Source organism: Legionella maceachernii, assembly GCF_900167045.1.
GTDB lineage: Bacteria > Pseudomonadota > Gammaproteobacteria > Legionellales > Legionellaceae > Tatlockia > Tatlockia maceachernii.
The window spans coordinates 23,616-47,193 of sequence record NZ_FUXJ01000012.1 but is presented as its reverse complement, the minus strand read 5'-3'; the positions used below and the strand labels follow the sequence as shown (position 1 = coordinate 47,193).

Here is a 23,578-nt window from a genome sequence, read left to right as displayed (position 1 = left end):
GAAATATTATGCCTATTAATGTTTTTGGAAGAAGGATTCCAGTCGAAAAAAAAGGCAAAGGTAGCCTACCTTTGTTAATAGTGGGACCTGCTTCATTATTTAAAAAAGAGGGATTATTACCCGAAGAATTATACGACCATTTTGCAGTTTACTTTGTTGATCTATTCGAATCAACCAAGGATGGCGAATCCGTAGATTATAGCAGCCTCACGCTAAACCATTTTGTAGAGGCTATAGAGGAAATAAGAAAACAACTCGATCTTGAAAAAATGGTTTTGTTTGGTCATTCAAGTAATGGTGTATTAGCCTTAGAATATGCAAACCAACACCCGGAGAGAGTGTTTTTTAACATCTTAGTTGGCACTATGCCAATTTGGGGCAACTATCGAAAAACGCTCATGTCAGTTTTTTTCAAAGGCAATGCATCCGAGAAAAGGAAAGAAATTGATGACGCGAGTCAGTCTATTTTACAGAATAGTGAAGTATCTCCTGAATCTTCTTCTATGCAAAAATTTGTCAGGCAATATAAATCGCGTAAAGCTCATTTTTTTAGCGATGATAATTTAATCCAATCTCAACCAGCTATTGATGAACTGTGGAATGGCATTCATCTCGATGAAGATCTCGTTAAACGTTATTTCGAAGTCATAGCCGATTATGATTTCCGTTTAACAAAAGATAACAACACGCCTGCTTTTATTGCATTAGGTTTATATGATGCTTCATGTCCTTTATACGCTTGGACCGATGATATTAAGAGTTGGTTTGCCCGTAAGAACCAATCTATCGTATATGATAGCTTATTAAAAGTGCATATTTTTGAAAGTGATCATTACCCAATGTCTCCCGTATTTAAAGATGCTAAGCCCTCTTTATTTATGGAAAAATTACAGAAGTTCATGGATATTTTTTTAGAAGTGGATAAATCAAAAAGTGCAAAGATATAATTGTGCTATTTTGTACAAAGAACATTGTTATAACAAGACCCTCCTTTCAAATCGATAGTTGAGCAGGTAGTAAAAATTTTATGGAAAAAATTTATTTAAAAATAGGCATTTCAATCCTATCAGGTTTATGGTTGGGAGGTAGCTGGAGTGCAGTTGATCAACTGTTAAATGGTTATTTTTTTCTTAATCCTGCGGAATTGAGCTTAATTAAAAAACTGCAATTGCTAGAAGGTAATGTATTAATAACCCCCAAATTAGAATTTCGAGGAATTACTCCTATTGGCCAAGGGCGAGTAATAAGCAGAGTTCACGATTTTATTCCTTATTTATTGTCAGGATTTCGCTTTAACGATAAATTTGTTGGAGGAATTACCATCACACCGAGTGCTTATGGTCATATAGAATGGCCAATGAACTCTATTGTGAGAGAAGCTTCAACTACAACTAAATTATTCTACTATCGGTTTGGTGCTCAAACGAGTTATCAACTGAGCGAAAAATTTGCATTTGGAGTTGGGGTCAACCTAAATTATAACAAACGCGGTGAATTGGATTTTATCGTGCCCAAAAATGGCAATCAAATTAACAAAATGAGTGGTGTAAATTGCACCGGTGACTTGGGACTTTATTATCAAATCAATTCTCGTAATTTTTTAACTGCGGCTCTTTATACTGGGGTAAATACTTATGGCCACGGTACAAGTTCCCTGGGTAGTACAACAGTTCATAATTTTTATCTTAACATTATTGAAGCTCCCGTCGCATTTATTGGGCTTCAGCATTGGTGGAGTAATAAATTACTTCTAGAGGGCAAAATCTATTGGTCAGGTTGGTCTATCGAAAAAAACATTAATTTTAAAAATAAAACAACAGGAAGCTCTATATCCCCAGCCAATTGGAGTGATACTTGGTCGTTTCAAACAAACTTACGCTATGAAATAACGGATAAATTGGCGTTACTTAATTCTTTAATTTACGAAACTAATCCTGCTCCTGTTTCAACGAATGCAATAGGATATCCTCTATCCGGAGCAGGCAGTTTATCGATGGGTTTAGATGTAATGCTACAAAAAAATTTCTCCTCCCAGTTCATTTATAGTTATGGAGAATTTTTACCGCATGCGAAGATTAATAGTGGCGGAAGTAAAGGAGAAATACCAGGCCAATTCCAAGCGGCTATAGTGCAATTTACTTATAAAGCTTAAGAAGCCTGAATTAGATTTCATAGAGTCATATAATTGTTTATAACATCCATGATTCTCATCTGGAAAGAGGTTGTTTGGCCTATGCCAAGCTTTTTAAGGTCGTTAGTATCCAGAGATGCCTCGGCATCTATATGCATTTCCTCTGAGCTGTAATATTCGTAGCCGCAAGACATAATCAAGGCTATGATTGCATCGCTGCATTGATATTGCGAAAGCTTATAAAGCAATTGCTAATATTCCATAAATAGCTTTTTCAACTTTTCTTTTTCCCTGGTTATGCTTAAAGCAATTGATAAAAGAATACTTGCCTTATGAGCGGATAGGCCTCGTGATACAATAAATCCGTTTTCGGTATCGTATTTGGGATCTTCATTGGAATAACCCGAAGCCAGAGCGGGAACATCTAACAACTGTAATACCTTGTTCTACTGCTTTTTTTAAGCTACTGGTCACTGATTTTGGTTGATAGCCTTTTCCAAAACCAGCACTTATAATTCCAGCAACATGATTATTTATTGCCGCCTCAACAAAAATATTCTCTATTCCTATATGCCCATAGATAACAACAACTCTTGGTAAGTGATTTAATTTATCAACTTTAAAATTATTCAATATTGTATTCGGATAAATTGGTTTAGATCTAAGAATAAATTTTCCACCGACAACATAACCAATAATCCCAAGTCCATTATCCGCAAAATTAGTGGGTAATCCACACGGGGACTTGACTGCCTCTCTAGCGGAGACAACATAATCATAGAATGAAACGAGCACACCTAAGCCTATAGCTTCTTGGGAGTTTGCAATTTGCAAGGCATTATAGAGATTTTTTTCTCCATCAAAAGACAAGCTTTTTTGAGGAAAATGCGCACCTGTAAACACTATGGGAATCGGGGTATGAATGACTAGACTTACAAAGTAAGCGACATCTTCAAGCGCATTGGTTCCAATGGTAACTATTATTCCGCTATATATGTGGCGATCTATTAAAGACTGGATTTTGTGAGCTATCTCAACTAAGTCTGTCATTGTCAGCTCATGACTAATTACTTTTAAAAAATTTAAAATGTCAATTTCTATATCATTCTCTTTACTGAGAAATTCAACCATATCCTTTATGCTGCTATAGGACGACTCATAAAACTCGGATGTTGGATTGTCTACAATGCAATTTATTGTGCCCCCTAACTCTAAGATGCCTATTTTGTTTGATTTTTTCTGAAACAATCTGTCTCTCCAGTATGGTTAATTTAAAAACTTAAATCTAAATGACGTTAATGCGTGAGCTTCGTCTGAATGTCAATTATGTAAATAGATTTTTTATGTAGATAGATTTTTTTAAAAGGTTCATGGGGTACAATGACCTATAGTTTAAATTTAAATTTCCTTAATGGCTCATATCTATCAAAACCCCAATGAATATAGTAAAAACAATGCGTTGCAATGTAATTTTGCCATGGATTTATTAGGTAAAATGACATTTGATGGTCAATCTAAAATATTAGATATTGGCTGTGGGGACGGATTGATTACGAGTAAAATGGCCGCACTTGCTCCTCAAGGATATGTAGTTGGTACTGATATTTCTGTGCAAATGATTGATTTTGCATCTAAAAAATACTGTAAACAAGCCAACTTAAGCTTTGTAGTTATGGATGCTAGTCATAATATCTTTAGAGAGCAATTTGATGTCGTTACTTCTTTTAATTGCCTGCATTGGGTGAAAAATCAGCAGAGTGCTTTATCTGGAATAGAAAAAGCAGCTGCTCCGGGGGCTCAAATTGGGCTTCTCTTGTCTCATAGAAAATCGTTATATCATTTTATCCTTGACAAGCTTTGTTCAAATCACAAATGGAAAGATTGTTTTTTAGACTTTGTAAATCCTCGTGCATTTTTCGAGCTTAGAGACTATAAAAATATGCTTATCCATTCTCAGCTACATATAGTTGAATTATCAGAGCTCAAAATGACTTACACATTTAAATCGAAGGAGCAACTACAAGATTTTCTCTGTGCGGCGTGTGCCGAGATAAAACGAGTCCCTAATGACAGAAAATCTACATTTTTAAATGATTTTGCAATTGCTTATTTAAACGAAGTTCAAGGTTATCAGCAAAGTTTAATTCCTGTAGATTTTTGGTGTTTACAAGTGATTGCATCTAAACCCAAATTATAATGATTTGTTCGAGCTAACAATGAACAACAAGTTGGCAAAAAATAACCAATTGAATTTTAAATGAAATTATAAAAACTTGTATTTGATGACCAAATTTGGAAATTTTTGGTAAAAAGAGGCATTAAATATATCATTATTAATCACATTGCTGGCGATATAATGATTAACCTATCACAGTCCCTTTTAGCTGCAGATCACGGAAACATTCATAATGAATATTTCATGGTATGGGATTGCAATGAGGAACCAATGAAAAAAATGGATACTTATCAACATCTATGTACAGAAGTATATGATTTAAGTAAACCGCATGCACCACCGGATGCCTACTCATTCTATCGAAGTTATGCAATGGAGGTTAAAGGCAGCATTTTAGAGCCTATGTGCGGTACGGGCCGATTTTTATTGCCTTTGATTGAAGAAGGCTTTGATGTTCATGGATTTGATGCAAGCCAGCCGATGTTAGAGCGACTGCATGTAAAAGCAAGTAGCAAAAAGCTTAAGCCAAAAATCTGGCATGGGTTTATTGAAGATTTAAGGCAATCCGATAAATACGCTTTAATTTTTATACCCAGTGGCTCATTTGGCCTCATTACAGAAAAGGCGGATATTCAAAGTGCCCTAAAAACTATTTATGAGCATTTGGAAGATAAAGGACTTTTTATATTTGAAGTAGAAACACGCCACGCGATTCCTAAGGAGTTAGGCGTTAAGAGAGACTCTAGGTGGCTAAAAGAAGATGGCACAGCTATATTACTTAGTCAATTAGCGATACTTGATGAAGAGATTTGCTACTCCCTCGGCAAATATGAGTTAATTGATAATAACCGAGTAATTCAAACAGAAGTTGAGGAATACAAAATTCGCATTTATGAAAATCCTGCCTTTCTGCTCAATTTGCTTGCTGAGGTTGGTTTTAGCGACGTTCGACTGGTTAAAGCATTTGACCGACAGGCATCGCCTGAGGAAACAGATGAGAGCATTGTTTTTGAATGCAGAAAATAACTCTTTCAGGGAAAGGCGCTATTTGGCGTAAGTTGAATGGTGAAGAAAGTATTACTCCTTTAACCGCTGGAGTTAGCATCGATATTCCCTTGGGAACACATTTTCAATACCGAAGTGATGCTGAAGATTTAGTGTTTATTTGCATGACTATGCCTCCTTGGTCAGGCAGCGATGAAGCAAGTGACCTGGGGCACGGTGCTTGGCTTCCTACAGTGAAATAAATTAATGGCTTGAGTGTTTAAGGGGCAATTGTTTTCTCAAATAAATCCGGTCATGTCCTTTTAAATAATTTTTAATTATTCCTAAATGCTTATATCCTTGTTTTAAATAAAAATCTTCAGCCTGAAAAGAGAAAGTATCTAATGTTGACGCGGGAATTTTTCGTTTAATTGCTTCGGCCTCAACGTTGCGTAAAAGTTCAGCGCCAATACCCTGCCCACGGCATTCTTCTTTAACCCAGAGGACATCCACATAGACTGAATTTGCATAGGCATACACAATGGCTCCGCCAATAAGATTACTCTCGTTATCTTTCGCATAGATTGAATAGCGATCTGGTTTAGAGCCTATGAAAGGGAGGTTAAAATTGACTATTCCATCTCGAATAATTTTATCTTGCTGTTCGAGTAACTTAGTGTTTGTAACAAGTTCTAATTGATAATTCATTGATAATGATCCTTTAAGAAATTCATTTAGGGACTCACAACACAGTTAAGAAATGCGTTAGGTTTTTTCTGGTATAATATCGAAATTTATCGGGATTGGGTTAAAGATGAAAACTTATATACTGAATAGTAGTGCACTTGCGTCGCTTAGCGTTGCTGACATTGTGGCTAATTTACAAAAGAAGTCAAAATTAAAAATTGTCGATATTCAACCAGAGCATACCGAAATTTTTCGACAAGTTATCGAAGAATTATGTAAACAGAATATCAATTTTCATGAATTAATTCTAGATGTGTCCATCCCTAAATCTTGCGCAATTATCACTATTTCCTCGTTATTAAAAGGCTCAATAACTGCGCTTTCTATTACTCAAGAGGAAGAGGAGGAAATAGGACATTTAGACGAACTTATTCAAAAAATAAGTGATGCCTTAGGAGATGGAGTGCTAAAGCTTGATACCTTGTCCTTTGATCTCAAGCAAGAGGTTGATTTTTCTTCTTTAGCTGATGCATTGAAAAAGAATTGTTTTCTTACAAACTTAAATATTTCTCAATCATTTGGTTTTGATACCTTACGAATTCATCACCTCGCCTGCATTTTTGAGGCCCTTGCGCAATCTTCACCTGAGCATGCTGATTGCGGTGCTGGTAACAATCATTTGACTCAATTAAAATTAAGTAACATAGCGGTACCCGATATATCTGAAGAACCTGCAACATTTGATTCGCTGCTAGCATTAAATTCGATGTTAAGAAATAACACCTCGTTAACAAGCTTCGCCTTTGAAGAAACAGGTGAGGGTTTCAGTGCTGAGGATATTGAAATCATAATGAATGGTTTAAAAAATAATAAAACCTTAAAGGTTCTTTCTTTTGCAGAAAACTGCCTTAAGGATGAAAACATTATTTGTATTGCCAATAACCTCCCAGAAAATCTTGAACGACTGAATCTAAGTAACCAGATAAAATTTCTAGGTTGTACCATGGAGGAGGCTGATATTGAGCTTCATCTGATGACTTGTATCGTGGCGAAGGAAAGAGTTAAAGACATTTCATTATGGGATGGATTAATTTATATTCTCAATTATCTGGGAGAACATAATCAACCATTAGAAATTGATTTTTATAACAATATAATGCCAGAGGAAGCGCTTACAAGAACTCATCAAAAAAATTGTAACGGCGATATAGGTGATGAATTGGAGGATCTCAGAGAGTTAATTAATAGGAATAAGGCGATGATCCAGGATATAAAGGCGCTTCTCAGTTCACCGAATCTTGAATTTATTGTCTCTGTTAATTGTGAGTTTCTTACAAACGTTTCTAAGCCGAGCTTAGATAAAAATGCCCATTTTTTGACAATATGGGCTAAGGCAAGAGAACAATATGTAAAAGTAACAAGAGATTACAATAGTCAGTTCCAACTTACTTGATTCAAATTTTATATGAAATAGCCTACATTAGGCTATTTCCGAAAAACAGATATAAAAAAAATCAATCATTTGTCTGGCTTTTTCTTAAAGTTCAACGAAGGCTTTTAACTCGCTTCAATAGCAAACATGATCCTAAATGAGCCAATATTAGAATAAGCATTAAAAGATAAAAAAACTCAATTTCTCCTAATGAAAAAACATTAATTCCCAATTATCTACATCAAAAATCAGTTGTCTACCACCCTATAAAGTTTCACTGCTGTTTCGCGCTTTTTCTGCCACTTACACGGAAAATTATGGTATAGTAGCGGGGTGAAATCCTACGACACTAGACTTGAACTACTAAGAGAATTATATCCATCAGCAAATTGGAGCTTATTCAATAGCCTTAATTTCCTACCCTCCGCACCTGATAAAAATAACTTAACTATCGTAGTCCTGAATATGAGTGACGGAGTGGGGGATTATATACATGCCAAGCATTTTAGTGTTTGGTTCAAACAACTATTAGCACCCTTCGGTTATACAGTAACCCTTTTATTACAAACCGATTTTACCTCTGATTCAAAAGAAGAGGGATCCATCGACTATGTTATTAACGATCTTACAGAAAACGGACATAAATTTTGCGACAAATATTGGATATTTTGTAATGAGGAAGATTTTGGAGAAGAAGAGCCAAGTGAATTTGATGAATGGTTAAAAAGAGAAGAAAATGCTGATTTAATAGATTACCTCCAAAGGTCAATTGGTGTAATTGAAGTTTCGGCCGCAGTTGCTGAGCCTTTAGAACAATTCTTAACCGAAAAAATTGCTGAATTTGATTTACCTTTTATACAATGTCTACAGTATGGGATGGATAAAAATCCTGAATATAGGCATTACCCCCTATTCACCAATCTTTTAATGGGTTTACCAACAACCGACAGTAGTATAGCGGCGGGGATTGAAATTAATGATGAAATTACCCAACATTCTCCTGAATCAATTCTCTTTAGAATAGAGAAAGAGGAAGGTCGTTTTATTTCGCATCTCTTAAGATCAACAGAGCCAGCAAGCCAAGAATCGATTGCGACATACCTCAGAACCCATCATTTTATGCCCGGATATATTCAAAATACACAAACCGCTAGAATGTTTATTGCAAGTAATGTTGCAGCTCATGGTGAAGCAGGTTTATGTGATTTTCTTCTACCTAACAATGTAGTAGATGAGAATGAAGTTAGATCTTTTTTAAAAGAAACGGGCTTAATAAAGTGCGATAATGAAATTGCATTTATCAGAGATCCATTACAAGATATAGAGAAGAAAGCCAGAATCAGGATCTTCACCCTTCGTATAGCTTCGGATGTTAATTATGATAGCCTATATGGCCTCTCCTGTGATAGTGCCGGGTGCTCTGGTGATAACAGCACCACATTGGTCTTTAGTGGCAGACATTTACCCTTTTTAGAGTACAAGGCTGGGGATATAATTTCAGAGCGATTTTATAAACGACATCTCCTTAAATTCATAAATAATTGTTTAAATAAGTTACCGCCTGAGGATGTCCTCATCCCAGGTATGAAAAATTTAATGGATTATTTCAATTTATTGCTGACATTGTCAGAGGTATATTTAAAGACTTGTCCGCATGAAACCCTAACGCAGTTAACCTATTCTTTAGGGCGTTTTCAAGCAGACCCAGAGGTAAAAAAAGCCTGGACATATGTTAATGACAAGATTCTACGTCAATGCAATATTTTTCATTCACTTGTCCCATGTATAAAATACATGATGCTGTTTTCCCATTCGCCAAACCAATTAAGGCAAATGCTAACGAGAACAGCGGAAGCCAAGTACTTAGTGACCCATGATTGGATATCAGCTGAAGATATGGATAGCATGCCTATGCATTTTTATGGGGAATTTTTAAATCCAGCTTTCGCTGAAAATCTTCCCATCACAAATCGACCTACTATTCATAAGTTTGTTTTTGAAACTTGGTACAGAAATCAAGTTTTAGATGTTGTCCATCCACTAAATGAATTAATTGAGTCAGGTCTACTGCAAACCGAAGTATTAAATGATCCCTCTATTAATGTTTTAGTTTATTTTGAATTCATTCCGTTAAATCTCTCAAAAGTGATTAAAACGCCTGAAGCCCTGATAAGCTTCTCCATTTCTCGTTGGTCAAAGGATATGAGTGCTTTTCATAAATCGTATACGGAATGCCAAAAATATCTTACTCCTGATGCCTGGGAAGCGGTATTTTGCATGATAATGAATATTATGGAGCGTGGTCTTAAAACAGCAAATTGGAAACAGTCTTTTTTTATCTATAAAATCTCGAAGAGCATGATTGATTTAACCCAAGATAGCGAAAAGGAGCAGTGGGCAAATTTAGCAGAGAAAGCTTCCAAAAAATTTGCAGTCCTGTACGCTGCGCAACCCGGATTATTTTATGGAGCACCCCCATTATCCGAGGCGGTTGCAGAGCCCCCTCATAAAAAAAGCAAAAGAAATCCATAATTAATTGGGTCTAACCTTAACATGACAGAAGAGTTTAGAAGCCATGGGGCAGGTCAAATTGCGGCGCATAAAACAAATATGGTCTTGCAATGTCTAGAGTATAATTTTGTATTTACACAACCTGCCCCGCTGCCCAACCAGAAGACCAGGCCCATTGAAAATTATACCCGCCTAACCAGCCTGTAACATCCAACGCTTCACCAATAAAATACAATCCCGGAACGTCATTTGCTTCCATGGTTTTCGAAGAAATTGCATTGCAATCTACTCCTCCTATAGTGACTTCTGCAGTTCTATAACCTTCAGTACCATTAGGCTTTACAATCCAACAATGTATTTGGTGTGCGATTGTAGTCATTTCTCGATTGGATAATTCTGAAAGCTTTGTTTCAGCAAGACTTGGCGAAATGAACGCTTCTACTAAACGTTTAGGCAAATACATGGATAAAATAGAATTTAATTGTTTTTGAGGCATTTCCAGACGCGCTTTTTTTAAATCCTCAAAAAGATTTTGATCGGGTAAAAAATTAACACTGATGGGTTCGCCAGGGTGCCAATACGAGGATAATTGTAAAATAGCAGGACCACTTAATCCTCTATGAGTAAATAAAATATTTTCTCTAAATTCATTGCGCTCATTTTTTACTTTGCTGTCAATGCTAATACCAGAAAGAGTTGAACATTTTTCTTTATCAATCACATCCAAGGTCAATGGAACAAGTCCTGCTCTGGTTGGCCAGACGTTTATTCCAAATTGCTCGGCAATTTTATAAGCAAAAGGACTTGCGCCCATAGTAGGAATCGATAAGCCGCCAGTAGCGATGATTAATGAATGGCAGAGAAACGTACCTCTGCTCGAGTGAATTTTAAAATGAGATGTCTCCATGAGTTGGATTCTCTCTATCACTGTATTTAAATGGATTACTACCCCTGCTTTCTCACATTCACCAAGCAACATATCCACAATATCTTTTGATTTATTATCACAAAATAATTGCCCTAACGTTTTTTCGTGAAAAGGAATAGCATGTTTTTTTACTAGTTCAATGAAATCCCATTGCGTATAGCGGCTCAATGCGGATTTAAAAAAATGAGGATTATGAGAAGAATAGTGGTGGGGTTCTATATAATAGTTAGTAAAATTACAACGTCCTCCTCCAGACATAAGAATTTTTTTACCCACTTTGTTGGCATGATCCAGAATCAGAACTTTGCGACGGCGTTTACCTGCTTCAATAGCACACATCAATCCCGCAGCCCCCGCGCCAATAATTATAACTTCAATTTGTTCCATCCAGTCACTCTCAATAAAACAACAAAAATTTTGGCCCAAGATTAAACTAACAGAGTTTATATTTAAATGACTGAAGAAAGGGAATGTCTATAGAAAATAGTTTCTAACAGAGAGTTTCTAATCTAACGTTCTGATTCTATTCTTTTAAATCAAAAATAAGTTGATAACACAATTTTTATATCCGTATCGCGAGGACTAATACTAGAAGTGGTACAGTTCACCCATACTTGCTTATTGTGGTCCATTATATTGTGCTGGATACTCTTCGGAGGCATTTTTCACTTCTTGCAGCTCTTGCTTCATTGCTGACTGCTTAGCACGATTTGTATCGATAGTGATTGCTGAAGTAGCTGCTTTTGCTTTAGCTTCTAAATAATTGCTACGGGTTGAAGCAACATGATTTTCAACATTCGTTTGAGTCATTGCTGTCTCACCTAGAGCGTTACGTATGCCTGGATTAACAAAATAAGCTGTCATTACGGCTTCCGGATAATCGTAAGTGGCCCTACTCAAATTTACTGCCATAAAACCTTTGCCTCGATCCTCCGTACGAGTTATTGTCATACTTTGATAAGTTAACTGTTGATCGGGGCTTGCAGTGATACCGTTTATAGCTACCATTTGGTCATTTTTATCTCTGATTACATATAAACTGCTTAATGAGGATTGAAGATGACGAAAATGATCTCTAACCCATTCAGGATCTTTGTCGTTTAATTCCCATAGCTCAAAATGCTCAGGAAATTGTGTTTTATTGAACGAGGAAATTTCATCCAGCATCGCATTTTGCTTTTCAATAGGAAGTTGAGCAAATTCTTCCGCAGTAATCCGGATGATTCTATATTCCTCATTATCAACATGAAAACTTTCAATAGGCTTTTCGGGTACTGTAAATTGAAAATGAAACAATCCCGATTCATTGAGGTTTCTCGCAGGTGGATTATTGATAAATTCGCCATTTTCTGTAAAAGAATATTGCATGAGGGTTTCACCATTGCGAACAAACACATCAAAACCTAAGGCAGGTTCTTGAATGTGATAAAGGCTCTCATTGCGTGTACCCGACGCCTCATGGGCATCTCTATCAGAGACTACTTCATTAACTATCTGTTGAACTAATTCTCTTTCCACAGGTTTTTCTGGTGTTGAGGAGATTAGCATTACACTTTGAAGTTCATGTATAAAAACAGGGGTTCCTTTTATCAAATGTAAAGCCATTTGCCTCTCCAAATTTCGTCAAAATTAGTCATTTGTAGTTTATTATAGCCAAGGATTTTAAATCCGAGTAACCGATAAGATAACTTATTGAGGGGTTCAATTGATCAGAAAACTTTTGATTAACTCATTTCAATAATTGCTTTTGATGCTCCCTAATAGAATGCTCGATTTATGTTGAGTAGGGCCAGCTAGCCAGCAAAAAATGCAGCATTTTATCTGCATTCTGCTTCTCGAAAAATAAAAAATACTATCGTTCTTTGCTAGGCTCTACTACTCGTTCGCAGGTGCGTAAAAGAGAGTTTCATGTCTACATTGGAGTGGATTTTTGCCAAAATTTCCGTGGGTAAAGAGTAAAAAAATCAGTGGTAGTAGAGAAAAAAATTCCTAGAGTTTTGAGCATGGAACAACCTTTTGGCAAGCTTGCAAAGGCGAAGATCCTCAAGGCAAAACCTTCTAGTTTATTTTTGTGCACTTGAGGATCGGGTAACGGCTAAATGTTCATTTGACTCAAAGGATTTGCTAAGAGGGCATCGTAAGTTGGATCAGGTTGGCCTCCAATACCTGAAAAGCTATGCCGTCTTTTCGGTTTTATTGCGAACATACCACTTGGGTGGTTACCTAACCCCTTCACGCTAGAGTCTTCTTCTTTATCCTGTTTATCACTCGGCGTTTTATCTTCTTGTTTTGCAGTGAGAATGCTGGTTATATTGCTGCGGAGGGAAGGAGCATTACTGTTGAGCAGGTTACTTAAATCCTCATGCTCTTTCTTTTCAGTTTGTTGTTGCTCTTCAAGAGTGCGGGCCAATAGATTGGAAGGTGATTGAGGATCTTTACCCGGCATCTCAGAAAAACGCTTTGCCACTTCTGTCCCTTTAAGCAAGTTTGCTAAATAGGCAGAGCGTGTTGTCTCATCCTTAAATAACGAAGATGCAGTTCCACAACGGTGGGCTAGAAGGCTTAACACGACATTGTGACGGAATTCATTAAGATGTGGGTTATCTGCCTGAGAAGAGTCAACTTTTTCAGAACTTGAAAAGGTATAAATTGAGTTGAAAATATTAATAAATGCTAATAAATGCCTGTATTCTCTCAGTGGCTCATTGTCGGCGTCTGCATTTTCGTTACAAATGGTAAGATGGTGCTCTAAATATTTTATTACGAAATCAATGTCTGCGTCACAAGCTGAACTAAAAGCGGCGAACATTTTAGCGGTGTTATTGCTATAGTAAGCTGCTTGAGCATTGCTGAGTGCGCGTGCAGCAGAAATTGTTGCACTATACCCCTCTAGCTCAGGAATGCTATTTGCAAAAGAAGCGTAATTAAGGGGAGTTTTTCCATTTGTTATTTCAAAGTTATGCACATAACAGAGGTACGTTCTTATCATATCCCTGTTATTTGTTTTTAAGGCAATATGGACGGGATGCGATATTCTTTCTTCATACCAGACTACTCCATTATCAAAGGCCCCGTCGATGTTGACTTGGGTATGAGCTAAAAAAAACTCTGCTGCCTCTAAGTACCCTGATGAAGAAGCATAACTCAGCGCATTCATAAATATTTTTTGCTTCATTTCAATGAGTTGCTGATTTTTTTTGTTTACTTCTTCTTTTTCAATTTCACTACTGCTTTCTAAAACTTCGCTTTCACAATAAATCGATAAAACGGCCTCTGTTAATAATTTAAGGCTATCGAGGGAGACGTGTTTTTTTATGGCGTAAGCAAGCAATGTTGTCAAACTGCGCGGTGATTTGTCTTGAGGTTGTCGAAAGAGAAACTGTAACCTGAATGCACTAGTATCAAGAGAAGAAGAGCGCATTTGTTTCTCAGCTTCTAAGAAATTTGCAATCTCTTGGTCCCTTAGGACATTATCTTCTATATCTATCAATTTGAATAAATGATCAGTGAGGTTATTTCCAGTTTCATTCATAATAGTTCCACCTAAAAAGTATTAGTATTTTTTAATGTTGTAATAGCTTAGTTTTGTCCTTTAATATTGACAATACAACGAGCCTTTCTTTACCTAATGAAAAATACATGTTTGCCGAGAATTAAATTCTCGGCAAACATAAAAATCCTGATTTCTGCATCAGTAAATAATTGCAATTTGCCGCTTATGGTCATCGTATGGTTGGAAAAAACAAAGTTTTGTTGAATCGCCTAGCGATTAGCGCGATATTCTACGCATTATTTTTGGTAAGATAAAGCGGGTAGGTTAATCGGGGTTTAAAAATATAGGCTGGTGATCATGTCGTCGGTTGCGCCTTCAACAGGTGAGTTTCCTGAGTCACAAGTCTTCGTGAGCAGCCTTGATGCCTCTCAATATGGACGTAACAGTATGGACCCCAACTTTTAGACAAGATTATGGGGGCACCGAAGCACAAACGATTTAGGCATTGCTCAAGCACAAATAAGTCGATGGATCAAAGAACATAAAGATTAGGATGGGGCGAGCATTTCGAGGAAATGGCAAGTGCACAGCAGAACAATTAGAGATGCGTCGCTTGTAGGAAGAAAATAAACGCTAAGAAAATGGGAAAGGAAAACTTAAAAGGAACTGAACGTCATTTTACAGTACCGTTCACTTGGTCAAGGTTTAGCAGAAATAGGGAGAGAAGATTTTGTCGACAAAAAACGGGATTAAATTGATTTTTTGGATCTTATTTTTTGAACTAGTCGGTTTTCTATTAGGATTACTGACACAAGCAAATATTCACGCTTGGTATGTAGAGCTTCATAAACCCGTTCTAACTCCTCCTGGATGTGTGTTTTCCGTGGTCTGGTCAATTTTGTACGCCGTTCTTGCAATGCTAGGATTTCTATTATGGCAAAATCGATCTAAATCAGAAACAAACTTATTGCTTAATGTTTATTTGATACAACTCCTGATGAATTGGCTCTGGTCATTGCTTTTTTTTCAACTGCATTGGATAAGATTTAGTTTCTTATGGATAGTAATTATGATTGGTTTGAACACAGTTTTTATTTTAACAGCGATTAAAAAGAAGGAAAAAACACTTACCTTACTGGTTACCCCTTATTTTTTTTGGCTTATTTTTGCGGCCTATCTTAATGGCATGATTTGGATTTTAAATAGGTAAGCCTAAAGCTTTTTTGAATCCAGAGCAGTTAAAATTTCTAGTGCTTTGGTATTAATGGCGTCTTTTTTGTCTTGGGTCATTTTTTCCCAGTTTCCATACACGTAGTGAAGTCGCGGGTTATCCTTGAGTTTTTTTTCATTTTGCTTAATAAAATTCCAATACAGGGCGTTAAAGGGGCAAGCTTTTTCTCCTAACAAGTCCTTAGGATTGTAGGCGCAAGAGTCACAAAAATTACTCATTCGCTGAATATATTTTCCACTGGCAGAATAAGGTTTACTTGCTATCAACCCACCGTCAGCATAAAGCGCCATACCTAAGGTGTTAGGAAGCTCAACCCACTCATAGGCATCTGCATAAACGGCAAGATACCACTCACATACCTGTTTTGGATCAATACCCGCAAGTAATGCAAAATTGCCTGTTATCATTAACCGTTGGATATGATGGGAATAAGCCTCTTCTGACGTTTGACGCACGACCTCCTTAATACAAAACATGTTAGTATCCGCTCCCCAAAAAAAGGAAGGTAAGTCTCTTTCCGCGTTAAAGTAATTCATTTCTTTGTAAGCTGGCATAAAATACCAATAAATACCTCGTATGTATTCGCGCCACCCCAAAATCTGTCGTATAAATCCCTCCACTGAGTTGAGGGGGGCTTGTTTTTTTCGATAAGCTTGTTCTGCCATTTGGCATAATTCGAGAGGTAACAGTAGCCCTGTATTAAGATAAAAGGATAATTTTGAATGATATAAAGTGGTTTCATTCGTTAACATGGCATCTTGATATTGACCATAGCTGATAAGGCAATTCTCAATGAAATAATTTGCTTCAGATAAAGCTTGGGTACGTGTTACTGCAAACTCAAAGGGATGTAACTGGCCAAAATGGTCTGAAAAACGTGTTGCCACCAGTTCTAGTACTTCGTTAGTAATGGTATCACTTTGATAATCTGAGCGCTTTGGAAACGAAGCAATGTCTTTTGCATGATGACGATTTTGTGCATCGTAATTCCAGCTCCCACCAGTAGGGCTGCCATCGTTATCGATTAAAATACGATGTTTTTTACGCATCATCCGATAAAAAAATTCCATACGCAGATGTTTTTTATCTTTAGCCCAATCTTCAAACTCACTTCCTGAGCACAAAAAACGGTTATCTTCATAAATAGTTAGCGGAATCTGCAGTTGGTTCTTCAAATTATCAAACATTCTAAGAACTCGCCATTCTCCCGGAGCGGTAAGATTGACTGCAGTGGGTTTTATTTCTTCAATGGCTCGTAAAAGCTCTTTAATTAAATCGCCTTGGTTGTCGGCATCATCCAATTTAACGTAGCGAACTTTATAGCCTTGATCCTTGAGCTCTTCAGCAAAATGTCGCATTGCTGAGAATAAAAAGGCAATTTTTTTAGGATGATGAGGGACGTAAGTTGCCTCTTCAACAACTTCGCACATTAATATTACATCCCTATCTCTACTAATTTCAGTCAATGAGGGCAGAGATTTGGTCAGTTGATCCCCTAAAATTAAGCAGAGCTTTGTCATCCTAATTCGGTAAGTAGAAGTTAAATTTTTATCTTAGCACGAACCCGGCTTAAACCCCCATCAATGGCAAGAACTTGGCCGGTTATCCAGCTATTTTCAGGCTTAAGTAAAAATAGAATCGCTTGGGCTATATCCTCGGGTGCTCCAATACGCCCTAGTGGGTGCATTGCTTTAGAGGCATTATGAGCGAGTGGGTTACTTAGAATAGAGGCTGTCAATGGACTATTTACCATCCCTGGGGCTATCACATTAACTCTCAAGTTGTTGTTGGCATAGGTAGCGGCCGCGGCCAAAGCAAGACCTATTACCCCGGCTTTGGCTGCCGCAATCGCTTCATGATTAGCAAGTCCTACCAATGCCGCAGCTGACGAAATTAATACTACTGAGCCTCCTTTCTTCATCGTTAATCCAGCGGCTCGAATTACTGAAAAGGATGAAGTTAAAGAAGCGTTAATGGTGGCTTGAAATTCTTCAAAGGAGGTTGTGTGAGCACTTTTCAAAAGTAGTGAGCCTGCACAATTAACTACCCCATCGATGTCGCCAACTTTCTGAAAAACTTCACTAACTGCATCAAAATTGCTGGCATCGAGTAAAAAATTTGGACTAATTTTACTTTTATCTCTTGCAGTAGTTAATACAGTATCTCCCTGATTTGTCAAAAGAGTAGTAATTGACTGACCTATTGCACTACTTGCCGCAATGATTAAATAACGAGCCATGATATAATTTTCGAAAGAAAGAGAGTACTGTATTCACTATGCTTGATGAAACCTAAAAGTTCAATATTTTTTGGTATACCCTAAAATTTTTAATAAATAAATGACTAAATTTTGTGCTTTGGTAATTTAATTAAATTGACTTATAGCTCTGATTACTTATTGCATTAAAGCAAATAATCACTCTAGTATGTGATTTAAATGTAGATAGTTACTGGAACCGGAAAAAACAATGGTAAAAAAAAATCTCTTGCTACATGCCTTAGTTATTTAGGTGTATTACCCTTCATAATTACGGCATATTGTTTACTTTTAGACATCCATCAACTTCCTTATTTAGGCGACATTCATTACGTTTTTTATTCATATGCGACCCTAATTGCTAGTTTTATGGCAGGAACTCATTGGGGATTAGCTATAAATTCAAATTCAGATCATATTCTAATTCTAATTATCAGTGTGACTGTGGTTTTAATTCTTTGGGTTTTATGGAGTAGTTGTCAGTTATCCTATTGCTCCATTTTTTTGTTACCAATCTACGTGCTGCTTTGGAGTATCGACTTTTTTTTTATTAAAAGATAAAAAGAGTGACTTTTATTTTCAAATGCGTACGGGGGTGACGCTTCTGGTGCTATTAAGCTTACAGTTAATCTATTTCAAAAAATAATAAATTTGATAAATTATTGCTCATAGACAATAATTTAGTATTGAGCTCTTGTTGCCGCCCCACTGTATTAAAAAGGACATATAGTTTTAAACGCATTTACCTGGACTTGATTTTCCCGCGGCTGTACTGCAAAACTCGTTATAAGCGGAGTTAAAATATGCTTGTGGAAATACTATCTCGGATCCAATTTGGTTTTAGCATTGGTTTTCATATTTTATTTCCAACACTGAATTTAGGGTTGGCAATTTTTTTAGTCGTCATGGAATACCTTTGGCTAAGAACGAAAAAACCAGTTTATCTTGAGATATGTCAACTATGGACAAAAATTTTTGCTCTTACTTTTGGGATGGGCGTAGTCTCAGGTATCGTACTTGCTTATCAAATTGGGACCAATTTTGGACCATTTATTGCGCAATTCGGTAATGTTTTAGGTGCACTGTTTGCTTACGAAACAATAACTGCATTCTTCCTTGAAGCGGGATTTTTAGGAGTGATGCTGTTTGGGTGGAAAAAAGTGCCTCCAAAACTTCATTTTATTGCTACCTTGCTGGTTGCTCTAGGAACAACGATATCTGCGTTTTGGATTATGTCTGCCAATTCGTGGATGCAAACCCCGAGTGGATATAAGCTCATTGATGGTAAGTATATTGTTGATAGTTGGTGGTCTGTGGTTATGAACCCATCATTTATACCTCGGTTTATCCATATGCTTTTAGCTTCTTATGTGACCACCTGTTTTGTTATCATAGGCGTCGCTTCATACTATCTACTTCGCAAAAAAGCAGTGGACGCAGCCAGGAAGACGATGTCTTTTGCTCTTTGGGCTGCTTTATTGCTGGTGCCTCTACAAATCGGAGTCGGTGATGCAGTCGGGTTGATGGTTAAGGAGTACCAGCCGCTCAAAACAGCAGCTATGGAAGGGCTTTGGCATACACAAAAAGGGGCTCCCTTAGTGCTGTTTGCCTGGCCTTCACAAACGCAACAACAAAATGACTATGCTATTGAAATTCCTAAGCTTGCGAGTTTTATCAATACTCATGACTGGGATGGAAAATTGCTTGGTTTAGACTCGGTGAACCCAGAAGAACAGCCAAGAGTTGCTCCTGTATTTTTTTCATTCAGAATAATGGTAGGCATCGGTTTCGTAATGCTTGCAACAGCAGTTGTAGGATTATTTCTTCGTTACAGAAACAAAATTTATGATGCAAGCTGGTTTCATTATTGGTGTTTAGCGCTAACACCGCTCGGTTTTATAGCGAGTATTTGCGGATGGCTTACCGCCGAAATCGGAAGACAGCCTTGGGTAGTGTATGGGTTACTTAAAACGCACAACGCCGTGTCGGCAATCAATGCTGAAAATGTAATTATTTCTTTTGTGCTACTTTTACTTGCCTATGGAGTTGTTTTTGGTTTTTATCTGCATTATTTACTGAGGATTATACGATTGGGTCCGAAATCCAGCGACAAAGATCAAACCCAGGATCATGCCTTTCAGTATATGACTGATTTAAGTTTGGAAAAATAACGGATGCATTTTTTGGATGAATGGCTGATGTGTGTGGTTATTTAACGAAGGTGAAGAGTTTTAATGTTTTAATTATAATTAAGATATTCTACCCAAACTACAGATTTATTGGAGTTCATATTTTATAAGGATAAAATTATGGTCAACCAAACACGAGAGGATTTCATTAATGAGGTTAAGAGGGGGGCGAAATCAATTGCTTTAATTTATTCACCAATCGAACTTCATGAATACCTGGTTGAAATTATCACTCAAGACAGGAATCAGTTCATTCTTAAAGGCAACGATTTATGTCATTTTAATTCCATTGAGGCTGCGATGACTCAAGCGGTTAAGTATGGCGCAGAGTTGTTTTTTTTATGCGTTGATAATACCTATGATGAATGTGGTTCCTCTGGTAAAGCAGAGCGTTTTGATTATATACCCGTTCAGTTTAAGTACAATCGCGATAAAAATAATTAGTTATCGAGAAAGTAGTTTGATTTACATACAGTCGTGGGATAGATGGGATGAATAAAGCAGATTTACATATGCTAAATAAGTGGCTAAAAATTCACTCCGTAGATGATTAAGAAATCGTTTAGAGTCGAGTTGGTGCCGGGTTAAGTGTGCGCACCAATCTCTAGATGAACATAATTTGGATAAAAAATAAGATAGGGAAGGTAATAATGAAGCTAATAGCCCTTTTTTTGGTTACTGGTCTTTGCGCTTTTGTTTTAGATATGCTCTGGTTAGGTCTGCTTGCCAAAAATTTATATGCAGAAAACATTGGTCTTCTCTTACGTAAATCGGGTGCAGAAATGACACCTATCTGGTGGTCTGCAGCGATTGTTTATATTTGTATTAGCCTCGCCATTCTCTATTTTGTTCTGCCCAGTGCGCAGGGGAACTACCTACAGGCCCTGATGGGAGGAGTTATGCTGGGATTGGTAACCTACGGTATTTATGATTTCACTAATTACTCAATCCTTGCACATTGGACTTTGAAGATAACCTTAATCGATGTGATTTGGGGAATGGTTTTATGTGGTGTAACTAGCTTATTGTCATTTTTTATTCAAAATCGCTTTTTTTCCTAAACCACGGGAAAAACATTGAAGTTTGCTTTTGGTAATCAATGTATTTTTGTCCTCTGGATTCTAGGGACATTTTTTCGGTCAAGGGACCTGTGATAGTGGTAAAAATGAGATATAGAATTAGTGGGGACAGGAAAGATAAGCCTCCGAGGTTTGATTGACTAGCAATTAACGCGAATCCCATCCAGCTTAACCAGTCAAAAAAATAATTGGGATGTCGTGAATAGTTCCATAAACCGATGTTGCAAACTTCCTTTGTGTGCTTAAATTTAAAATTTTGCAGTTGTAAATCGGCTAGGGTCTCTCCCATGATGCCTACAGCAATAATGCAAAATGCAAAGCTATCGATTAGGGTGATATGAGTGACTTTTGATTGGCTAATAAGAAAAAACACACTTGAAATCATAAAAATGAGCAGTCCTTGAAGTTGAAAATTAATAAAAAAACCAAGTGATGGACTTATTTTCCAATTTGTACTGAGCTTAATATAACGCTTATCAATGTGCCCTTTTTTTATTCGTGTGTGCCAAAGATAAAATGCAAGACGTAAAGCCCATAGAATAAGAAGAAAACCAATCATTAGAGTGCGCAAAATGAAAGGGGTTGAACTTAAATAAATTAAACCCGAAATCATTAAACCTAATGACCAGGAAATGTCAACAACAGAGGGATTTTTTAGAATACGATATAATCCCCACATAAAGCTCATTTGTAAAAAAAGATAAATCGCAACTATGCCTAAATAATACATTATTTATTTTCCTTTATCTTTTGAAAGCAGTATACACAAAAGGGCAATCCAATAGACCAAAGAATGCCAATAAAAAGACAGGTTATATTGCTGCCATAGGGGAAAGAAACAGCGCCTAAGCTTTCGCCGATGCGAAATGCAAGAGTAAAGCCGATGCATGAAAAAAAGCCGAGCAAAAATAGGTGATTAAAAAGGTCACTTAAGGTTGCGTATAAAAAAACCGTGAAACTTATCCATAAACTTATCATCCAAGGAGGAGTAAAAGAGGCAGAGAAAGGATTTGCGGAATAAATGACAGTTTTTGTATAAACCAGAGCGTTATCAATTAAAGTGCTCGTCAACACGACAATCGTTAGTAAAAGCCATAGCCCTTTAAGGGTTCTTCCCGTTTTATGTTGCCAATACAATTGTAAACCAACACAAGTAAGTACAATAAAAGAACTAATCCATGCATATCCGCGAGCAGCCAGAGCGATGCAGGCGATCCAAGAAAAATAATAAGCGCTAGTATGAATTAGGTAATGTAATGCATTCATCGTCTTTTTTGCCATAAGGCATGAATATTACTAATATACTTAGTGTGAAAACCCGCAGCACAATAACAAAAATAGAATTCCCACATTCGAATAAAAGACTCAGTAAATCCTTGTGCAAGTATTTCTTCTTTGTTTACTACTAATTTTTTATGCCAGTCATTTAAAGTAGCAACGTAATGATTCCCTATGTCTTGAAACCATAATAATTGGAGCGCTGTTTGCGTGGCAATAGATTTACTTATGGAATATACGGAGGGCAGGCAGCCACCTGGGAAAATATATTTTTTGATAAAATCAACTTCATTTTTGGCTGCTTCGTAGGCTTGATCATTAATGACAATTGACTGTAAGAAAAACAAACCTCCAGCTTTGAGCAACTGATTGCATTGGTTAAAAAAAGTATTAAAATATTTATGTCCAACTGCCTCGATCATTTCGATTGAAACTATTTTGTCATATTCCCCTGAAAGTTTTCTGTAGTCTTTTCTTAGTAATTCAATTTGATTTTCTAATCCCAATTGGTTGATTTTTTTTTTGACATAAATATATTGTTCCTCTGAAATAGTTGTTGTTGTTATCTTGCAACCATATTTTTGTGCTGCATAACATGCAAATCCGCCCCATCCTGTACCTATTTCCAAAATATGGTCAGTCGGCTGCAACCGTAATGCAGTGCAAATGGTCTCAATTTTTTTTATAGATGCTTCCTCTAGGCTGGTTTCGGGTGTTGTATAAAGCGCACATGAATACATCATTAAAGGGTCGAGAATTAATTTAAAAAAATTATTTCCCAAATCGTAATGTGCTAAAATGTTCTCTTTGGCGCGATCAATCGAGTTAAGTTTAAATTTATAATTTATTGTTCTAAATAAACTAATAAGCCGCGCCAGTGGACCTTCTAATTTACTAAACAAATGTTCATTTTTTATGAAGATCTCAATTAATTGTTGTAAGTTGTCTGCATCCCAATGCCCATTGATATAACTTTTGCCAGCACCGATGGAACCTTCCAGCAGAATTGTCCGATAGGCGATTGGATTATTAATAATAATGGTAGCCGTTGAATCATTTTTCCCAGGATCGCAACCGAATGCATATCTATTCTCATGGTGACACACTTCAATTCTTCCATCAGTGATGTTATTTAATAATTTTAAAAAGATTTTTTGGAAGAAGCTTGAATTAAGAGGCGCTAGGTAATTATGTCTATGCAT

Annotated in this window: 22 protein-coding genes; 12 read left to right on the top strand and 10 right to left on the bottom strand. The window is 36.8% G+C overall.

Features of this window, described 5'->3' with window-relative positions; genetic code table 11:
• Positions 1-8: 8 nt before the first annotated feature.
• The gene (locus tag B5D33_RS11045; protein WP_058452200.1) at positions 9-947 is read left to right on the top strand and encodes an alpha/beta fold hydrolase; all 939 of its coding nucleotides are present in this window, start codon (positions 9-11) and stop codon (positions 945-947) included.
• 80 nt (positions 948-1,027) lie between these two features.
• A complete protein-coding gene (locus B5D33_RS11040) occupies positions 1,028-2,152 on the top strand; it encodes an OmpP1/FadL family transporter (protein WP_058452201.1) in 1,125 nt (374 codons plus the stop codon).
• A gap of 369 nt (positions 2,153-2,521) precedes the next feature.
• Here B5D33_RS11040 and B5D33_RS11030 read toward each other — a convergent pair whose 3' ends face one another.
• A complete protein-coding gene (locus B5D33_RS11030) occupies positions 2,522-3,379 on the bottom strand; it encodes an asparaginase domain-containing protein (protein WP_078767425.1) in 858 nt (285 codons plus the stop codon).
• A gap of 163 nt (positions 3,380-3,542) precedes the next feature.
• Here B5D33_RS11030 and B5D33_RS11025 point away from each other — a divergent pair, with 163 nt between their 5' ends.
• The 3 genes from B5D33_RS11025 to B5D33_RS11015 all read left to right on the top strand — a co-directional run bounded on the left by B5D33_RS11025 (position 3,543) and on the right by B5D33_RS11015 (position 5,554).
• Positions 3,543-4,328 carry a class I SAM-dependent methyltransferase gene (locus B5D33_RS11025; protein ID WP_058452204.1) on the top strand — a complete coding sequence of 262 codons (786 nt, stop codon included), beginning with the start codon at positions 3,543-3,545 and terminating at the stop codon, positions 4,326-4,328.
• A gap of 249 nt (positions 4,329-4,577) precedes the next feature.
• Positions 4,578-5,333: a class I SAM-dependent DNA methyltransferase gene (locus B5D33_RS11020; RefSeq protein ID WP_058452235.1), complete on the top strand. Its 756-nt coding sequence runs from the start codon at positions 4,578-4,580 to the stop codon at positions 5,331-5,333.
• Positions 5,321-5,554, top strand: coding sequence for a hypothetical protein (locus B5D33_RS11015; protein ID WP_234802498.1), 234 nt, complete (start codon positions 5,321-5,323; stop codon positions 5,552-5,554). The genes B5D33_RS11020 and B5D33_RS11015 overlap by 13 nt, the downstream gene beginning before the upstream one ends.
• 1 nt (position 5,555) lies before the next feature.
• Here B5D33_RS11015 and B5D33_RS11010 read toward each other — a convergent pair whose 3' ends face one another.
• A complete protein-coding gene (locus tag B5D33_RS11010; protein ID WP_058452205.1) occupies positions 5,556-5,999 on the bottom strand; it encodes a GNAT family N-acetyltransferase in 444 nt (147 codons plus the stop codon).
• 106 nt (positions 6,000-6,105) lie between these two features.
• Between B5D33_RS11010 and B5D33_RS11005 the strand changes: the two genes are divergently transcribed.
• Positions 6,106-7,431, top strand: a complete 1,326-nt coding sequence (locus tag B5D33_RS11005) for a leucine-rich repeat domain-containing protein (protein WP_058452206.1) — start codon at positions 6,106-6,108, stop codon at positions 7,429-7,431.
• Between the two features lie 444 nt (positions 7,432-7,875).
• A complete protein-coding gene (locus B5D33_RS11000; RefSeq protein ID WP_139364754.1) occupies positions 7,876-9,942 on the top strand; it encodes a hypothetical protein in 2,067 nt (688 codons plus the stop codon).
• A 112-nt stretch (positions 9,943-10,054) separates the two neighbouring features.
• Here the strand turns inward: B5D33_RS11000 and B5D33_RS10995 are convergent, their stop codons facing one another.
• The 3 genes from B5D33_RS10995 to B5D33_RS10985 form a co-directional block, all read right to left on the bottom strand.
• Positions 10,055-11,236: a BaiN/RdsA family NAD(P)/FAD-dependent oxidoreductase gene (locus B5D33_RS10995; RefSeq protein ID WP_058452208.1), complete on the bottom strand. Its 1,182-nt coding sequence runs from the start codon at positions 11,234-11,236 to the stop codon at positions 10,055-10,057.
• 231 nt (positions 11,237-11,467) lie between these two features.
• Complete coding sequence (locus tag B5D33_RS10990; RefSeq protein WP_058452209.1) at positions 11,468-12,454, bottom strand: hypothetical protein; 987 nt, start codon at positions 12,452-12,454, stop codon at positions 11,468-11,470.
• A 490-nt stretch (positions 12,455-12,944) separates the two neighbouring features.
• Positions 12,945-14,381: an ankyrin repeat domain-containing protein gene (locus B5D33_RS10985; RefSeq protein ID WP_058452210.1), complete on the bottom strand. Its 1,437-nt coding sequence runs from the start codon at positions 14,379-14,381 to the stop codon at positions 12,945-12,947.
• Between the two features lie 691 nt (positions 14,382-15,072).
• Between B5D33_RS10985 and B5D33_RS10980 the strand changes: the two genes are divergently transcribed.
• On the top strand, positions 15,073-15,552 hold the full coding sequence (locus tag B5D33_RS10980) for a TspO/MBR family protein (protein WP_058452211.1): 480 nt from the start codon (positions 15,073-15,075) through the stop codon (positions 15,550-15,552).
• Positions 15,553-15,554: 2 nt separating this feature from the next.
• Here B5D33_RS10980 and B5D33_RS10975 read toward each other — a convergent pair whose 3' ends face one another.
• On the bottom strand, positions 15,555-17,093 hold the full coding sequence (locus B5D33_RS10975; RefSeq protein ID WP_058452212.1) for a cryptochrome/photolyase family protein: 1,539 nt from the start codon (positions 17,091-17,093) through the stop codon (positions 15,555-15,557).
• A gap of 20 nt (positions 17,094-17,113) precedes the next feature.
• The gene (locus tag B5D33_RS10970) at positions 17,114-17,812 is read right to left on the bottom strand and encodes an SDR family NAD(P)-dependent oxidoreductase (protein WP_058452213.1); all 699 of its coding nucleotides are present in this window, start codon (positions 17,810-17,812) and stop codon (positions 17,114-17,116) included.
• A 204-nt stretch (positions 17,813-18,016) separates the two neighbouring features.
• Between B5D33_RS10970 and B5D33_RS17060 the strand changes: the two genes are divergently transcribed.
• From B5D33_RS17060 to B5D33_RS10950, 4 genes are all read left to right on the top strand, one after another.
• Complete coding sequence (locus B5D33_RS17060) at positions 18,017-18,391, top strand: DUF3429 domain-containing protein (protein WP_078767424.1); 375 nt, start codon at positions 18,017-18,019, stop codon at positions 18,389-18,391.
• 242 nt (positions 18,392-18,633) lie between these two features.
• A complete protein-coding gene (locus tag B5D33_RS10960; RefSeq protein ID WP_058452214.1) occupies positions 18,634-20,001 on the top strand; it encodes a cytochrome ubiquinol oxidase subunit I in 1,368 nt (455 codons plus the stop codon).
• Positions 20,002-20,139: 138 nt separating this feature from the next.
• On the top strand, positions 20,140-20,463 hold the full coding sequence (locus B5D33_RS10955) for a hypothetical protein (protein WP_058452215.1): 324 nt from the start codon (positions 20,140-20,142) through the stop codon (positions 20,461-20,463).
• A 206-nt stretch (positions 20,464-20,669) separates the two neighbouring features.
• Positions 20,670-21,080, top strand: coding sequence for a DUF2177 family protein (locus B5D33_RS10950; RefSeq protein ID WP_058452216.1), 411 nt, complete (start codon positions 20,670-20,672; stop codon positions 21,078-21,080).
• On the opposite strand, the gene B5D33_RS10945 is transcribed toward B5D33_RS10950, so the two are convergent.
• The 3 genes from B5D33_RS10945 to B5D33_RS10935 are packed head-to-tail and all read right to left on the bottom strand — an operon-like array spanning position 21,055 to position 23,578.
• Complete coding sequence (locus B5D33_RS10945; RefSeq protein ID WP_058452217.1) at positions 21,055-21,828, bottom strand: DUF1295 domain-containing protein; 774 nt, start codon at positions 21,826-21,828, stop codon at positions 21,055-21,057. The two genes, B5D33_RS10950 and B5D33_RS10945, sit on opposite strands and share 26 nt — an antisense overlap.
• Complete coding sequence (locus B5D33_RS10940; RefSeq protein ID WP_234802497.1) at positions 21,828-22,379, bottom strand: DUF2878 domain-containing protein; 552 nt, start codon at positions 22,377-22,379, stop codon at positions 21,828-21,830. Before B5D33_RS10940 ends, B5D33_RS10945 begins: the two co-directional genes overlap by 1 nt.
• Complete coding sequence (locus tag B5D33_RS10935) at positions 22,361-23,578, bottom strand: SAM-dependent methyltransferase (protein WP_058452219.1); 1,218 nt, start codon at positions 23,576-23,578, stop codon at positions 22,361-22,363. The genes B5D33_RS10940 and B5D33_RS10935 overlap by 19 nt, the downstream gene beginning before the upstream one ends.

What these genes read in the sequence shown, in the direction of transcription:
- B5D33_RS11045 (WP_058452200.1), top strand. Translation starts at nt 9, where the DNA reads ATGCCTATTAATGTTTTTGGAAGAAGGATTCCAGTCGAAAAAAAAGGC.
- B5D33_RS11040 (WP_058452201.1), top strand. Translation starts at nt 1,028, where the DNA reads ATGGAAAAAATTTATTTAAAAATAGGCATTTCAATCCTATCAGGTTTA.
- B5D33_RS11025 (WP_058452204.1), top strand. Translation starts at nt 3,543, where the DNA reads ATGGCTCATATCTATCAAAACCCCAATGAATATAGTAAAAACAATGCG.
- B5D33_RS11020 (WP_058452235.1), top strand. Translation starts at nt 4,578, where the DNA reads ATGAAAAAAATGGATACTTATCAACATCTATGTACAGAAGTATATGAT.
- B5D33_RS11015 (WP_234802498.1), top strand. Translation starts at nt 5,321, where the DNA reads ATGCAGAAAATAACTCTTTCAGGGAAAGGCGCTATTTGGCGTAAGTTG.
- B5D33_RS11010 (WP_058452205.1), bottom strand. Translation starts at nt 5,999, where the DNA reads ATGAATTATCAATTAGAACTTGTTACAAACACTAAGTTACTCGAACAG.
- B5D33_RS11005 (WP_058452206.1), top strand. Translation starts at nt 6,106, where the DNA reads ATGAAAACTTATATACTGAATAGTAGTGCACTTGCGTCGCTTAGCGTT.
- B5D33_RS11000 (WP_139364754.1), top strand. Translation starts at nt 7,876, where the DNA reads ATGAGTGACGGAGTGGGGGATTATATACATGCCAAGCATTTTAGTGTT.
- B5D33_RS10995 (WP_058452208.1), bottom strand. Translation starts at nt 11,236, where the DNA reads ATGGAACAAATTGAAGTTATAATTATTGGCGCGGGGGCTGCGGGATTG.
- B5D33_RS10990 (WP_058452209.1), bottom strand. Translation starts at nt 12,454, where the DNA reads ATGGCTTTACATTTGATAAAAGGAACCCCTGTTTTTATACATGAACTT.
- B5D33_RS10985 (WP_058452210.1), bottom strand. Translation starts at nt 14,381, where the DNA reads ATGAATGAAACTGGAAATAACCTCACTGATCATTTATTCAAATTGATA.
- B5D33_RS10975 (WP_058452212.1), bottom strand. Translation starts at nt 17,093, where the DNA reads ATGACAAAGCTCTGCTTAATTTTAGGGGATCAACTGACCAAATCTCTG.
- B5D33_RS10970 (WP_058452213.1), bottom strand. Translation starts at nt 17,812, where the DNA reads ATGGCTCGTTATTTAATCATTGCGGCAAGTAGTGCAATAGGTCAGTCA.
- B5D33_RS10960 (WP_058452214.1), top strand. Translation starts at nt 18,634, where the DNA reads ATGCTTGTGGAAATACTATCTCGGATCCAATTTGGTTTTAGCATTGGT.
- B5D33_RS10955 (WP_058452215.1), top strand. Translation starts at nt 20,140, where the DNA reads ATGGTCAACCAAACACGAGAGGATTTCATTAATGAGGTTAAGAGGGGG.
- B5D33_RS10950 (WP_058452216.1), top strand. Translation starts at nt 20,670, where the DNA reads ATGAAGCTAATAGCCCTTTTTTTGGTTACTGGTCTTTGCGCTTTTGTT.
- B5D33_RS10945 (WP_058452217.1), bottom strand. Translation starts at nt 21,828, where the DNA reads ATGTATTATTTAGGCATAGTTGCGATTTATCTTTTTTTACAAATGAGC.
- B5D33_RS10940 (WP_234802497.1), bottom strand. Translation starts at nt 22,379, where the DNA reads ATGGCAAAAAAGACGATGAATGCATTACATTACCTAATTCATACTAGC.
- B5D33_RS10935 (WP_058452219.1), bottom strand. Translation starts at nt 23,578, where the DNA reads ATGCATAGACATAATTACCTAGCGCCTCTTAATTCAAGCTTCTTCCAA.